This window comes from Streptomyces sp. NPDC048424, from assembly GCF_040651555.1.
GTDB lineage: Bacteria > Actinomycetota > Actinomycetes > Streptomycetales > Streptomycetaceae > Streptomyces.
The window spans coordinates 81,869-94,391 of the sequence record NZ_JBEZKE010000014.1 but is presented as its reverse complement, the minus strand read 5'-3'; the positions used below and the strand labels follow the sequence as shown (position 1 = coordinate 94,391).

Genomic DNA, 12,523 nt, shown 5'->3' with positions numbered 1-12,523 from the left:
GTGCGGTCTGGGCGGGATCGGGGAGGGGGAGGTGAGGGAGGTGAGGGGAGGTGCGGAAGGGCGGGTCAGTGCGGTGCGGTGCTGACTACGGGAGCGGCTGCGGGGGCGGTTGCGGCTGCCGAGGCGGCTGCGGCGGTCGTCTTGCGCATGCGGACGTGCCAACGCGCGTAGATGCGGAGGAAGTCGTGGAGGCGGTACGGACCGGGCGGCCCGTCCTCCAACAGCCCTTCCTCCACGAGCTGTTCGAGTACGGCTTCGCTCTCCTGGACCGACAGGTCCTCGTCCGCGGCGCGTTCCCCCAGCCGGAGGAACGCCTCCCGCAGCTCCGGGCTCAGCGCGTCGAGCGCCTGCCCCAGCACCTCGGGTACCGAGAGCCGGGCGTCCTCCGCGAGGGCCAGTCGCGCGGGGGGATCCTCCGCGAGCCAGGCCGCGCAGTCCGCGAGCGAGAGGCCGGGCCGGGTCAGCAGCCGTCCCGCGGCGATCCGCAGGGCGAGCGGGAAGTGCCCGCACACGGAGGCCAGTTGACCGGCCGCAGCGGGCTCGGCAGCGATCCGCTCGGCGCCCACGAGCCCGGCGAGCAGCCCGTACGCCTCGGCGGGCCGCAGCACGTCGAGCCGGTGCACGGCGCCGCCGTGCGTGGCGACGACCGCTGCCAGGCCTCGCCTGCTGGTCACGAGGACGGACGCGTCCCCCGTCGCCGGCAGCAGCGGCAGCACCTGCCAGGCGCCGGCCGCGCCGTCCAGGACGATCAACCTCCGGCCGGCGCCGGGGTCGGCGTCGTTGAGCAGGTGGGCCGCGTCCTCGACGGCGACCGCCGTTCCGTCCGGCCGGGCCAGCCGGACGGTGGACACCCCGCCGGGAAAGGCCTCTTGTACCTCATGGGCGGTCTGGTGGGCCAGCGCCGACTTCCCGATGCCCGGCGCCCCCGAGACGACGACCAGGCGCGGCCCGTCCGCGGCGGTGAGCCGTGCGGCCATGGCCCGGCGGTCGCTCTCGCGCCCGGCGAAGGCCGGGACGGGCAGCACCGTCCGGCCCGGCCGGGCGGTGGCGGCCGGGCCGGCGGGCAATGCGGGAGCCTCGGCCGCGATCACCGTCCGCGCCGTCACCGTCCGCGCGGGCTCCGGCGGGGCGGGCGCCAGGTCCTCGGCGCGCAGGATGGCGAGCTCCAGCCGCCGCAGTCCCGGGCCCGGGTCGATGCCCAGCTCATCGCGCAGCCGGTCGCGCACCGTGCGGTACTCGGCGAGCGCCTCGGCCTGCCGTCCGGTGCGGTAGAGCGCCTCGATGAGCTGCTCGGTGAAGCGTTCGCGCACCGGGTGCCGGCGGGCACTCTCGTACAGGTCGACCAGGACCTGATGGCAGTTCCCGGCGGCCAGTTCGAGGTCGCAGACCCGTTCCAGTACGCGCAGCCGCTCCTGTTCGAGCGCGGGCACCGCGTCCTGTTGGAGCATGCGCGAGGCCACGTTGGCGAGCGGCTGGCCGTGCCAGAGCGACAGCGCCTCCCGGAGCCGGTAGAGCTCTTCCCCCGGGCCGGCCGCCGATCCGGCCCGGGACGTGAGCGTACGGAACAGCACGAGATCGAGGGTCTCGGTGTCGTTGTGCATCCGGTAACCGCCCGGAACGGCCTCGATGGTGGTCGCGGATATGCCGTACTTGGCGAATAGCCGGCGCAGCCGGAGGACGCACGTCTGAAGTGCGGCGCGGGCCGTGGCGGGCGGTTCTTCGTCCCATACGGCGCGCAGCAGGTAGGAAGTCGACACCACGGTGCCGGGATGCAGCAGAAGTGCGGCGAGAAGACTGGTCGGCTTGGACGGTTTGAGAACGACGGTTTCGGGGCCGTGCGCAATGCTCAAAGGCCCCAAAAGCTGGAACCGGATGATTGATCCCCCGTGTCGGGACACGCATTCCCCCTATAGGGAGCGCGGCGGGGGCGGTGGTCTGCCGGTTCTGCGGGGCCCGTCACACGCCGGAAATAGTCCGGACCAAGCCCGCAGTTGCCGTCCGCCCCCGTTGGGCGGTGAATAACTGGAACACTACATAACGGATCTTGCGGAAGTCGAGCCGCGGGATGTCCCATTCAGTTCCCGTCGGCCTTTTCTCCCTTCTCCGTAACCTGGACGCTTCGAGGAGTTACCGACGGTTCGCCAAATCCGTTCATCCGTAAACGAATTACGGTGGCGGCGCCATCCAAGCACGATGTCGTGATCCAATTAAGGTGCATATTCCGCCACTGATATGGCCGATCCTCGCCCCCGTCCCAGGGACCGGCATACGCGTCTCGTCATCCGGTACGGACCGGCAGCCGGGCCGCCACGAGAGCGAGCCCGCGCCGCAGTCGGCGGAAATAGGTGGCCCGGCTGAGGTGGAGCCGCCGGGCCACCTGATGGTGCGTACGGGACCGGCCGAGGTAGTACTCGCGGAGGATCGCCCCCGCCTCCGCATCGGCCGGTGCGTCCGCGGCCGCCAGCTCCGCCACCGCCTCCCGCAGCCAGGTCCGCAGCCCGGCGGGCGACCCGATCCCGGGACGGGCGAGCAGCGGACTGCGCGCCAGCTCGGCGGGGTCGCCGAGCCGGGCCAGCGCCCGCGCCACCAGCACCGGTACGTCGGGCACGGGCACGGGTACGCCCGGTCCCCCGGGCCCGGCCGACCCCCCGGCCGGCGGCCCCGCCCCGTCCGGCGCCAGTGCGCCCATCCACCCCGGCAGCCCGGCCGCGCCGAAGTCGTGGCTGTAGACCTCGGGCCGGCGCCCGCACCGGTAGACGTCGTCGCGGATGCCGCCGTGCGGCCGGAAGCTCAGGGCGTGCAGCAACGCCTGGTAGTCCGGGCTGGCGGTGGACACCACCAGGTGCCCGGCCCGTACGGCCTGCCCGAGGATGTCCCGCAGGACCTGCGCGTGCACCACCGGATCCGCACCGTACGCGGCGCCGAGGAACAGTCCGCCGGAGCCGGGGCCGCCGAGCAGGTCCGTCGCGTGCTGCTGGAGCAGGGGCTCGATCCCGGCCTCCGTGTCCACGCCGACCGGGAGCAGCGCGGCGAGCCCTACCGGCCGGCCCTCCCGGTCCCGGGCCAGCCGGAAGGCGGTGGGGCCGTCGTCGAGCCAGCGCTCCACGATCCGTTCGGAGCGCCGCACGTCGAAGCCGCCCCGCACCGCCCACCGGCGCATCAGCCGGCCGATGTCGTCGGCCTCGCCGGGCCGGGCGGGCCCGATCCGCGAGAACTCCTCGGCCGGCGGGAAGAGGGTGGTCCGCACCAGCGGATCCCCCGTCAGGAACAGTCCCTCCTCGACCAGTCCGGCCCGCTCCCGCGGCCCCGGCGTCCGCTCGGCGAGCAGCGCCCGCCGGTAGCCCGCGGCCCGGCTGCGCACCTCCTCGTGAGCCTGGGGGCGGCGCCACCGGTACGCCGTCTCGAACAGGCTGCGGTACGGCTCCCGGACCGTCAGCCCGAGCCGCTCGCGGCGTACGAGGCTCAGCCCCGCCAGGGCTTCGAACAGCCCCGGGCCGCCCGCCAGCAGCCGCTCGTCCCCGGTCCGTACGGTCGCGAGGAGGCGCAGTGCGTGGCGCCAGCGCTGCCCGGGCCGTTCCCGCCCGAGCCGCTCCAGCACCTCGCCGGCCATCCGGTCGGCGGCCGCGCCGGGCACGTCCGGTGCGATCCCCGCGTGCAGGGCACGGCAGGCGAGGTCGGCGAGCAGGGGCACCCCGCCGGCCAGCCGGACCACGAGGGCCACGGCCTCCGGGTCGGTGATGCCCGCCTCGCGTGCCTGTGCCTCGACGGCCGCCGCGGACCGGGGGCCGAGCGCGACGGTCACCGGGACCCGCCCGCCCCAGTCGGCGGTCGCCCGCAGGGGCAGCCTGCTGACCAGCAGTACGGGCCTGAGCCGGCCGGGCGAGGCGGGCCCGGGTACGTCCCCGGCCGGGTCCAGCGCCGCCGCGACCGCCTCGGCCCGGCCGGGCCCGTCCACGCTGTCGACGAGCAGCAGACCGCCCGGCTGCGCGGCGAGCCTTCGCACCACTGCGAGGCCGCCGTCCGTTCCGAGGCCGTCCGCGGCGAGGTCCACGGTCGCCGCGACCGCCAGCCGCCGGGCCAGCCGGCTCTTCCCGCTGCCCAGCCCGCCGGTCAGGTTGACCAGGGCATGCGCGTCCAGGGCGGCCTGAAGCCGGGCGAGATCATCGGTGGTCTCCACGGTCCCGGAACGATACCCACGGTGATCACTTCGCGTCACGGCCGTAACAGGACGATCGGCGGCCGGAGTTGATACCCGGGTGAGACTTCGCGCCGGCGTCCCGTGGCTAGGGTCGTGACCACCGCGGGCCCGGCGGTTCCCCTGCTCCGTCCCCTTGTGAAAGGACCCCTCGTGAAGTTGGCTCGATGGCTGTCGACCGCGGCCGCGACCTTCCTGGCCGCCGCGACGCTCGTCGCCGGACCTGCGGCCGCCTCGGCGACGGCAGACCCCGCCGCCCCCAAGTACTTCCTGGGCGCCGGCTACGGCCCGCTCAACATCGCCACCGACGCCGCCTGGAACAGCGCGTACGCCCAGGCCACGCAGGAGGGCTACCCGGCGGCCAACTGCGCCCGCTCAGCCGGCCCCGTGGCCGCCCCGGTCGGCAACGGCGGCTACTACCAGGTGACCCTGGAGATCTACTGCGTCCCGCCGCCGCCCCCGGGCTCCGGGCAGATCGTCGGCGTGCACTCCGGCAAGTGCATGGACGTGAAGGGCGCCAAGACCGCCGACGGCACCCCGATCCAGCTCTACGACTGCAACGGCACCTCGGCGCAGCTCTGGAAGCTGGAGGCCGACGGCACGGTCCGCGCGCTCGGCAAGTGTCTCGACGTGCAGTACGCGAAGACCGAGAACGGCTCCCTCCTCGGTCTCAACGGCTGCCACCAGGGCACCAACCAGAAGTGGGAGCAGCTGCCCGGCGGCCTGCTGCGCAGCGTCCACTCCGGCAAGTGCCTCGACGCCCTGGGCTGGGGCACCGGCAACGGCACCCGCCTCGGCATCTGGGACTGCACCCCGAGCCACACCAACCAGCAGTGGCGCGGCTCCGCCCTGGGCACCTGACCCGCCCGGCCCCGCACCCCGGTGCCCTGCCCGTTCCCCGCGGGCAGGGCACCGGCGCGTCCGCGGCGGCTACACCCGTCTGGCGGAACGTTCCGGCAGGCGGACGGACAGCACCCGGCCCAGGTCCAGCACGCTCAGGCCGAACATCACGACGCCCAGGGGGACATGGACCGACGGAACGTGTGCGATGCCCAGCACCACCTGCACCGAGGCGAGGACGAGGAAGCCGGACGCGTACAGGATCGGGCGGGGCGAACCGCCGCCCGGGCGCCACGCCAGGACCGCGGCGAGTACGTACAGCATCGACGCGCCGTACATCACGCGCGCTCCGACGCCGTGCAGTACCTCGCCGTAGGAGGAGGACAGCAGCAGTCCGGCCGTGGCCGCCTGGAAGAAGATGGCCAACGTCTGCAGGGCGATCGCGACCTGCTGGAACGTGACCCTGCCCGGTGCTGCCGTGATCTGTGTGGCCATGGCGCGGTCCCCTCATCTGCCTCGCGGCGGTGGATCGGTAGTGTCTCGTCCGTCCGACGACACGGGCCCCCGAAATGTGAGGCGGAGGGTCGACCTCACACTCCGGTGCGGTGTTTCGTCGAGGTGTCGAGAGCCGAAACCGACCAGAACGCACAGGAGCGCACCACCATGAGCACCCCATCCGAGGCAGAGCACGAGCGGTCCGAGCCGGAGCTGAGCGTGGTCGTCGGCGAGCGGCGTCAGCTGATCAACCTCGCCTACCGGCTGCTCGGTTCGCTGGCCGAGGCCGAGGACGCCGTGCAGGAGACGTACACCCGCTGGTACGCGATGTCGCGGCAGCAGCGGGAGGCCATCGCGTCACCCGGCGCCTGGATGACCACGGTGGCCGGGCGCATCTGCCTGGACGTGCTCGGCTCGGCGCGGGCCCGGCGCGAGCGCTACGTCGGCGCGTGGATACCCGAGCCGCTCCCCGACCGTACGGAGTGGTTCAGCGGGCGGGCGGGCGACGGCAGCGGCGAGCCGGCCGACCCCGCCGACCGGATCACCCTGGACGAGTCGGTGAACATGGCCTTCCTCGTCGTACTGGAGTCGATGACACCGGCCGAACGCGTGGCGTTCATCCTCCACGACGTCTTCCGCTACCCCTTCCCCGAAGTGGCCGGGATCGTCGGCCGGACACCCGCGGCCTGCCGCCAACTGGCCACCTCCGCCCGCCGACGGATGCGCGCCGCGCAGGCCCCGGCGGCCGCGACGGCCGGACAGGCCGGCCTGGTACGGGACTTCAAGGAGGCGTGGGAGGCCAAGGACATCAAGGCACTCGTCGGCCTGCTCGACCCCGACGCCACGATGACCGCCGACGGCGGCGGCCTGGTCGGCACCGTCCTGCGCCCTGTCGAGGGCAGCGGGCGGATCGCCGAGTACCTGATCCACATCTCCGACAAGGCCCCCGGACTGACCCTCCTGGAACGGACGGTCAACGGCCGGCCCGGCCTGGTCGCCCAGCACTCCGGCGTCACCGTGACCGTGGCGGCGTTCAGCCTCACCGACGACCGCATCACCCACATCTGGGCCGTCCGCAACCCGGAGAAACTCCGCCCGTGGACCGAGATCACCCAGAACTGACCGTCGTCCCGTCAGGGCATCTCGTCGGGGTCGCAGCTGGCCCGGCGCAGCCCGATCGTGCGGAGGGCCCGCATCAGGGCTTCGGCGTCGCCCTCGCGCACGACGTGGACGGCCCCCTCGACCGCCAGGCCGGACACCGCCCGGGGCATGCGGACCGCGGCCGTGCGCAGCACGACTCCGCTCGGCGGGTCCAGGGCACGCACCCCCCGGAAGACGCGGAGGACGCCCGGGTCCGCGTCGAGGCTGTCGAGCCCGGCCGGCAGGGACAGGACCGTGATGTCGGGCAGGAGGACACGGGCGTGCGCGAGCGCGACGGCGGGATCATGGGCGTGCGACACGACCCGGAAGTGCGGGTTGCGCTGGATCCCCGAGCGCAGCAGCTCCAGCTGCTCGCCGTCGGGCACCCCGACCACCAACACCGTCATCACCTGTTCCATCCTGCGCCCCGGCACGCCGGGGGGCGACCCGGGGCGCACGCCGTCGGCCAGGCAGAGCGGCGGAAGATCGACTTCCCGGCTGCGGGCCGCTCCACGAAACTGAGGACAGGCGGTCCCCGAGGGAAGGCTGAGGTGCGAGATGGCGGATTCGGAGGATGCCCTTGCCATCCGCCATGTCGCCGAGCGGCTGCTGGAGGCGCACCCCCAACTGGACGCCGGCCTCGTGCACGCCTCCGTCCAGACGGCGTACGACGAGCTCAGGTACGCACGGGTCCGCACCTACCTGCCGGTCCTGATGGAACGCCGAGCCAGGGACCTGCTCCCCTCCGACGACCAACCGGGCACCTCGAGCCCGCCCGAGTGAGGATCAGGCGGGCTGCCCGCCTCTGCCCGTCGGCCGGCCCTGGTGGGCGGTCGGCGGGCGGGATCATGTGGTCGTCGGTGGCGATGAGGTACCAGGAGCGCTTGGTGCGCCAGGCGGGTTGGGAGACGGTGCCGCCGAGGGCGTCGACGCGCCAGGGGACCTGGGAGTCGGCCATGAACGCGGCCTGGGCGTGGGGCAGGTCGGCGGCGAAGGATGCGGCGAACTTGTCACGGTCCAGGAAGAGGAAGCCCTGATTCGGCGGCAGGATCGGTGGGACGGGCCACGAACCCTCCGCGGACGAGCACGACATTCCCGCGCGGTGCGTCGTCGGTCATCTTTCCTCCAGTGTCCCCACGCGCCAGAGTGCGCGGCCCTTGCCGCGCACCCTACGAATGCGGCGGATTGCGCCGCTTCCGTCATATGGCGTAGTCGCCCTGTCGGCCCGAGCGGCCCTCCTCAGGTGTTCAGGAGCCGGTTGAAGAACGACCGGTAGTGCTGCAGTGCCAGCCGCAGTTCCTCCGTCGCGACCTGCTCGCCCTGGCCCCACTGCCCCTCCAGCCCCTGCTTGTGGGCGGAGAAGGTACGGGCGAGCGTCTGCATCACCTCGGCGACGAGGGCGTCCGCCGACCTGACCGCCTCCTGCGGGTCGTCGACGAACCGGCCCTGGATCTCGTTCCATGCCTTGCGGTAGTCCGCGGTGTCCTCGGCGCCGAGCAGCGGCTCGTCGGTGCCCCCGCCCGTCCCCGCGTCAGTCCCCGCCTCCGTTCCCACGCCCCCGGTGGGGTCCGTCAGCCGCTCGTCGCCGTTCTCCCGGGTTCCGGGTTCGGCGGCCGCGTCCATGGTGGCCTCCCCCGGGTACACGGGCGGCGTCCGCCCGTCAGCCGTGCCGGCATCGCTGCCCGCATCCCTGCCCGGATCCCGGTCGGCGTCCGCAGCCGACACCGGATGGGCGATGTCCTCCGTCGTGATGCCGGCCTCGCCGGCCCGTTCCTCGTTGCTGCCGTGGTTGCGCATCTCACCGGCTCCTCTGGTCGGTCAGGAGGTCGTCGAACAGGGCGCGGTAGTGCACCATCGCCCCGCGGAGTTCCTCGGTCGTCGTCCGCTGGTCGGTGCTGCGCACCTTGACGTCGTGGGCGGCCCGGTAGTGCTCCAGGGTGCGGCCGTGTTCGACCGAGAGGTCACGCAGTTGGCCGCGGTAGTCGTCCGTCGGGTACCCCCGCTCGCGCATCAGTCGCGACACCAGTTCGTCGGCCTCCTCCACGGAGCCTTCCGGCCGGTCCACGAAGTGCTCCTGGACGGTGCTCCATTCGGCCGCGTACAGGTCCCGCCGTTCGACGGGCAGTTCCTTGATCTCCAGCTGGTCGTGGCGTTCCTCGCGGGCGCGCAGTTCGCGCTCGGCGGCCATGCGGCCACCCTCCGCCTCGACCGTGCGGTCGTATTCGGGTCCGAACCTGTTCTGCAGATGCCGTCGTCGCGCCATCATCCACAGGGCGACAGTGAGCGCGATCACGACGATCGCTGCGACCACGATGACGGCGATGAGTGTGCTGGTTGACATGTTCGGCCTCCATTCCGGGGCCTCGTCGGATTCATTCACGCGGCTGCCCCTGTCACTGCGGGGCAAACCCTCGCGGTGCGGCGCAGAGCCGTGCGGTTCGAAGGCGACGGGCCGGGTAGCCGCTCAGCGGTGAGAGGAGTGCCCATGCCCGAGACCGGGCTCGATGCCTTCACCGGCGTACTGGACGGCCCGATGTACGTGGTCACGGTCGCGGCCGGCGGCGAGCGGGCGGGATGCCTGGTGGGATTCGCCTCCCAGTGCTCGATCCGCCCGCCGCGCTTCGTCGTGTGGCTGTCCACGGCCAATCGCACCTACCGCGTGGCGCGCGGAGCCACGTACCTGACCGTGCACGTGCTGCGCCGGGACCAGCACGCGCTGGCGGAGCTGTTCGGCGGCGAGTCCGGCGACCAGGTGGACAAGCTCGCGCAGGTCTCCTGGTGGCCCAGCGGGCACGGCAGTCCGGTGCTGGCGGACGTGCGCACGTGGTTCGTCGGCAGGATCGAGGGGCAGATCGAGGGCGGCGACCACGTGGGATTCCTGCTGGCGCCGGTCGAGGAAGGCCCCCCGGAGGACGGGGGCGGGGACGGGAACGGGGACGGCGACGAGGACGGGGGCGGTGCCGACGCCCGGCTGCTGCGCTACAGCGACGCCGACGACATCCCGCCGGGCCATCCCGCATGACGGCCGCGCGGGCTCACGGCTCGGGACCCACCGCTCACCGCGGGTCCTTGCCGAACGGGCTGTCGTCGAGGTGCGCGAGCAGGTCGGCGGGGTGCCGGTAGACGGCGCGGGCCCCGGCCTCCTCCAGGTCCCGCCGCGGGATGCCGCCGCAGAGCAGTCCCACGCACGCGACGTCGGCCCGGGATCCCGCCCTCATGTCCCAGACGGTGTCGCCGACGAAGACGGCGTCGCGCGCGGCGGCATCGGCGAGGCCGAGGGCGTGGTGCACCTGATCGGGTGCGGGCTTGCCCTCGCTCACGTCCTCCGAGGTCGCCGTCGCGGTGATGGCGTCGTCCGCCCCGATGGCCCGTCTGAGCGCGTCGAGCTCGGCGTCCTTCGCCGAGGTCACGAGCACGACCCGCCAGCCCCGTCGGTCCAGAGCGCGCAGCAGCTCGGCCGCCGCGTCCAACGGGGGCAGCCTGTCGAAGTACGTGCCGTAGAGGGTGGCGTGCGCGGCGCTCAGCGCGTCGTCCCCGCCCGTGTCCCGGTCTTCGCCCAGCAGATGTGCGAGGAGGTCTTCGCCGGGCAGTCCGATCGCGCGGTGGATGTCGTGCATCGCGACGTCGTGGCCCGCCTGCCGGAAGGCCTCCCACCAGCTCACGACGTGCAGGTGGTTGGTGTCGGCGAGGGTGCCGTCGACGTCGAACAGAGCGGCGCGGTTCATGTCCGCCTCCCGCGGGGCCCGGCAGCCGGACCCGCATGTGCCGGCAGGGGCGAACGCATCGCGCTGCGCCCCTGCTCCCAGGCCTCCCGGATGTGGGTCGCGAGGCGGTCCTCCAGCAGGACGGTCGCGGCGCAGCCGAACGCGACGTCCGCCTCGAGGCCGGGCTCGTCGGCCAGGAGGCCTGCGATGACCTCGTGGCGTACGACCTGTTCGTGGACCGCGTCGGCCTCCACGTGTTCGGCGTAGAAGTGCTCGGCGGCGGGTCCCGCTCCGCAGCGCCGCATGGCCTTGGCCAGCCGTCTGGACCCGGGTGACGAGGTGATCTCGACGCACGCGAAGTGGCCGACGAGAGCGCCGCGCGTCGCCCGGTGGAGGCCGAGGAGGGACATGAGGTTCACGGTCGCCAGCAGGGGGGCGGGTGCGCGGTCCAGGTAGTGGCCGTACGCGGGATCCAGCCCGAGGTCGGTCATCAGGTCCGCGAAGAGCTCCGCGTGGATGCGCTCGGCGCGGCCGGCGCCGAACTCGTCGTACTCGATGGCGACCATGGCGGCCTTGGCCCGTCCGGTGAGCCGGGGGATGACCCAGGCGTGCGGGTCGGCCTCCTTGAGGTGGTAGAGGGAGCGCAGGGCCGCGTACTCGCGCAACTGCCAGAGCTCGCCGTCCGTTTCGAGCTGGTGGCTGAGGCTGCCGGAGAGGTCGACGGGCTCGACGAGAAGCGGGGCGAAGGCCTCTTCGACCGATCGGGGAGCGTCGGAGAGCTCGGTGCGCAGGGCGTGGAGGAAGCGGGTTTCGAGGGCTCCGCGCAGGCGCAGCAGGTCCGGATCCCATTCGCGCTCGTCGTCCACGCCGTCGAAGCCGCGGTAGTGCAGTTCGTAGAGGAGGTAGAGCGCGAGCTGGAGGTCCTCACCCCACGGGTCGGCCTTCAGTACGGATCCCGTGGCGTACGCGGGCGGGCCGCCGGACCGCAGGGCCCCGGCCACGGCCGCGGACAGCGGGCCCCGCCCCTCGGCCAGGCGGGGGCCGGCGGCGGTGGCCGTCGTGCCGGGGCCGGGAGGGGTCATCAGGGTCATCACGGGGTCCTGTCCTCGGGCGGCGGCCGGTCGGCCCGCTCGCGACGGCGGTGGCTGGTGTCGCACCAGGGGTACGTACGGCTGCGGCGGCAGGTGCAGACCGCGACCATGAAGCGGTCGGAGCGGGCGACCGTCCCGTCGTCCAGGACGATCTCGACCGGCCCCTCGAAGAGGACCGGGCCGTCGGGATCCACGGACAGCCGGCGGGGGGCCACGGACACCCGGCGGGGCTCGCGGCCGGGGACGGTCTCAGAGGTTCCGGGCACGGATGACCACCAGCTCTTCCCACTCCTCGGCCTCGTCGGCCAGTCCCTGACCTTGCAGCCAGGCCCGTCGTGAACGCAGGACCGGCCCCCACGGCACGGAAGCCGTCGCCGTGACCCCCGCCGCCAGCCCCGCCCCGGCCAGCCGGTCCACGGTCGCCTCGGCTCCGCACAGGCCCGAGTGCACCAGGAGCAGCACACCGCCCGGTCGCAGCAGATCAGGGGCGCTCGCGCAGATCCGGTCGATGACGCCGCGGCCGTCCGGGCCGGCGTCCCAGGCCCGCTCCGGCCCGTGCGAGGGGAGCCGGGCCGCCGGGGCGGGGACGTACGGCGGGTTCGCGACGACCAGGTCGAAGCGGCGGCCGGCGGTCCGTGCGGCGAAGTCCCCGTGCAGGACGCGCAGGGGCAGCCGCCGGCGCAACGCGTTGAGCCGCGCCGTCAGGACGGCGGGCCAGGAGACGTCGACCGCGGTGACCCGGGCTCCCCTGCCCGCGGCTTGCAGGGCCAGCGCCCCGGTGCCGGTGCCGATCTCCAGGGCGTCGGTGCTCGGGCCGAGCTCCTCGTGGGTGAGCGCCTGCGCGAGGAGGCGGGTGTCCGCCTGCGGCCGGTAGACGCCCGGCAGCGCGAACAGGCCGACCGGCAGGGGGCCCCGGGTCAGAGTCGTACTGGACACCGCGTGCCTCCGGGGGTCGATCGCGGGCCCGGCAGTGGCGGGCCGCGCAACGGATGGGACTGTGCGGCTGCCCCGTCAGACGTCCCCCATCCGGAATCACGTCGATCTTCGGAGGATCACAC

Annotated in this window: 14 protein-coding genes and 1 pseudogene; 4 read left to right on the top strand and 11 right to left on the bottom strand. The window is 73.6% G+C overall.

Annotated features, from left to right (window positions below; genetic code table 11):
• Positions 1-65 precede the first annotated feature (65 nt).
• Both AB0D29_RS21220 and AB0D29_RS21215 read right to left on the bottom strand, forming a co-directional pair.
• Positions 66-1,898: a BTAD domain-containing putative transcriptional regulator gene (locus AB0D29_RS21220; RefSeq protein WP_362856155.1), complete on the bottom strand. Its 1,833-nt coding sequence runs from the start codon at positions 1,896-1,898 to the stop codon at positions 66-68.
• A 380-nt stretch (positions 1,899-2,278) separates the two neighbouring features.
• Entirely contained in the window at positions 2,279-4,177 is a 1,899-nt protein-coding gene (locus tag AB0D29_RS21215; protein WP_362856153.1) for a hypothetical protein, read from the bottom strand.
• Positions 4,178-4,348: 171 nt separating this feature from the next.
• Here AB0D29_RS21215 and AB0D29_RS21210 point away from each other — a divergent pair, with 171 nt between their 5' ends.
• On the top strand, positions 4,349-5,056 hold the full coding sequence (locus AB0D29_RS21210; RefSeq protein WP_362856151.1) for an RICIN domain-containing protein: 708 nt from the start codon (positions 4,349-4,351) through the stop codon (positions 5,054-5,056).
• Between the two features lie 69 nt (positions 5,057-5,125).
• Here AB0D29_RS21210 and AB0D29_RS21205 read toward each other — a convergent pair whose 3' ends face one another.
• Positions 5,126-5,530, bottom strand: a complete 405-nt coding sequence (locus AB0D29_RS21205; RefSeq protein WP_362856149.1) for a hypothetical protein — start codon at positions 5,528-5,530, stop codon at positions 5,126-5,128.
• Positions 5,531-5,698: 168 nt separating this feature from the next.
• Here AB0D29_RS21205 and sigJ point away from each other — a divergent pair, with 168 nt between their 5' ends.
• Positions 5,699-6,652, top strand: coding sequence for an RNA polymerase sigma factor SigJ (gene sigJ, locus AB0D29_RS21200; RefSeq protein ID WP_362856147.1), 954 nt, complete (start codon positions 5,699-5,701; stop codon positions 6,650-6,652).
• 11 nt (positions 6,653-6,663) lie between these two features.
• Here sigJ and AB0D29_RS21195 read toward each other — a convergent pair whose 3' ends face one another.
• Positions 6,664-7,077: a hypothetical protein gene (locus tag AB0D29_RS21195; RefSeq protein ID WP_362856145.1), complete on the bottom strand. Its 414-nt coding sequence runs from the start codon at positions 7,075-7,077 to the stop codon at positions 6,664-6,666.
• Between the two features lie 151 nt (positions 7,078-7,228).
• Between AB0D29_RS21195 and AB0D29_RS21190 the strand changes: the two genes are divergently transcribed.
• Positions 7,229-7,453, top strand: a complete 225-nt coding sequence (locus AB0D29_RS21190; RefSeq protein WP_362856143.1) for a three-helix bundle dimerization domain-containing protein — start codon at positions 7,229-7,231, stop codon at positions 7,451-7,453.
• A gap of 55 nt (positions 7,454-7,508) precedes the next feature.
• On the opposite strand, the pseudogene AB0D29_RS21185 reads toward AB0D29_RS21190, so the two are convergent.
• From AB0D29_RS21185 to AB0D29_RS21175, 3 genes and pseudogenes are all read right to left on the bottom strand, one after another.
• A pseudogene (locus AB0D29_RS21185) lies at positions 7,509-7,733 on the bottom strand (alpha/beta hydrolase); the annotation flags it as partial.
• Between the two features lie 176 nt (positions 7,734-7,909).
• Positions 7,910-8,467, bottom strand: a complete 558-nt coding sequence (locus AB0D29_RS21180) for a hypothetical protein (RefSeq protein ID WP_362856141.1) — start codon at positions 8,465-8,467, stop codon at positions 7,910-7,912.
• Between the two features lies 1 nt (position 8,468).
• A complete protein-coding gene (locus tag AB0D29_RS21175; protein WP_362798466.1) occupies positions 8,469-9,011 on the bottom strand; it encodes a hypothetical protein in 543 nt (180 codons plus the stop codon).
• Between the two features lie 144 nt (positions 9,012-9,155).
• Between AB0D29_RS21175 and AB0D29_RS21170 the strand changes: the two genes are divergently transcribed.
• Positions 9,156-9,692: a flavin reductase family protein gene (locus tag AB0D29_RS21170; RefSeq protein ID WP_362856139.1), complete on the top strand. Its 537-nt coding sequence runs from the start codon at positions 9,156-9,158 to the stop codon at positions 9,690-9,692.
• Between the two features lie 34 nt (positions 9,693-9,726).
• Here the strand turns inward: AB0D29_RS21170 and AB0D29_RS21165 are convergent, their stop codons facing one another.
• Genes AB0D29_RS21165 through AB0D29_RS21150 form a run of 4 tightly spaced genes read right to left on the bottom strand, consistent with a single transcriptional unit; the run spans position 9,727 to position 12,401 of the window.
• Positions 9,727-10,395, bottom strand: coding sequence for an HAD family hydrolase (locus AB0D29_RS21165; protein ID WP_362856137.1), 669 nt, complete (start codon positions 10,393-10,395; stop codon positions 9,727-9,729).
• The gene (locus AB0D29_RS21160; RefSeq protein ID WP_362856348.1) at positions 10,392-11,456 is read right to left on the bottom strand and encodes an iron-containing redox enzyme family protein; all 1,065 of its coding nucleotides are present in this window, start codon (positions 11,454-11,456) and stop codon (positions 10,392-10,394) included. Before AB0D29_RS21160 ends, AB0D29_RS21165 begins: the two co-directional genes overlap by 4 nt.
• Positions 11,457-11,464: 8 nt before the next feature.
• A complete protein-coding gene (locus AB0D29_RS21155; RefSeq protein ID WP_362856135.1) occupies positions 11,465-11,731 on the bottom strand; it encodes a CDGSH iron-sulfur domain-containing protein in 267 nt (88 codons plus the stop codon).
• A complete protein-coding gene (locus AB0D29_RS21150; protein WP_362856133.1) occupies positions 11,715-12,401 on the bottom strand; it encodes a HemK2/MTQ2 family protein methyltransferase in 687 nt (228 codons plus the stop codon). The genes AB0D29_RS21155 and AB0D29_RS21150 overlap by 17 nt, the downstream gene beginning before the upstream one ends.
• Positions 12,402-12,523: the final 122 nt, after the last annotated feature.

Coding starts and splice junctions, on each gene's coding strand:
- AB0D29_RS21160 (WP_362856348.1), bottom strand. CDS start 11,456: ATGACCCCTCCCGGCCCCGGCACGACGGCCACCGCCGCCGGCCCCCGC.
- AB0D29_RS21165 (WP_362856137.1), bottom strand. CDS start 10,395: ATGAACCGCGCCGCTCTGTTCGACGTCGACGGCACCCTCGCCGACACC.
- AB0D29_RS21180 (WP_362856141.1), bottom strand. CDS start 8,467: ATGCGCAACCACGGCAGCAACGAGGAACGGGCCGGCGAGGCCGGCATC.
- AB0D29_RS21190 (WP_362856143.1), top strand. CDS start 7,229: ATGGCGGATTCGGAGGATGCCCTTGCCATCCGCCATGTCGCCGAGCGG.
- AB0D29_RS21170 (WP_362856139.1), top strand. CDS start 9,156: ATGCCCGAGACCGGGCTCGATGCCTTCACCGGCGTACTGGACGGCCCG.
- AB0D29_RS21175 (WP_362798466.1), bottom strand. CDS start 9,011: ATGTCAACCAGCACACTCATCGCCGTCATCGTGGTCGCAGCGATCGTC.
- sigJ (WP_362856147.1), top strand. CDS start 5,699: ATGAGCACCCCATCCGAGGCAGAGCACGAGCGGTCCGAGCCGGAGCTG.
- AB0D29_RS21195 (WP_362856145.1), bottom strand. CDS start 7,077: ATGACGGTGTTGGTGGTCGGGGTGCCCGACGGCGAGCAGCTGGAGCTG.
- AB0D29_RS21205 (WP_362856149.1), bottom strand. CDS start 5,530: ATGGCCACACAGATCACGGCAGCACCGGGCAGGGTCACGTTCCAGCAG.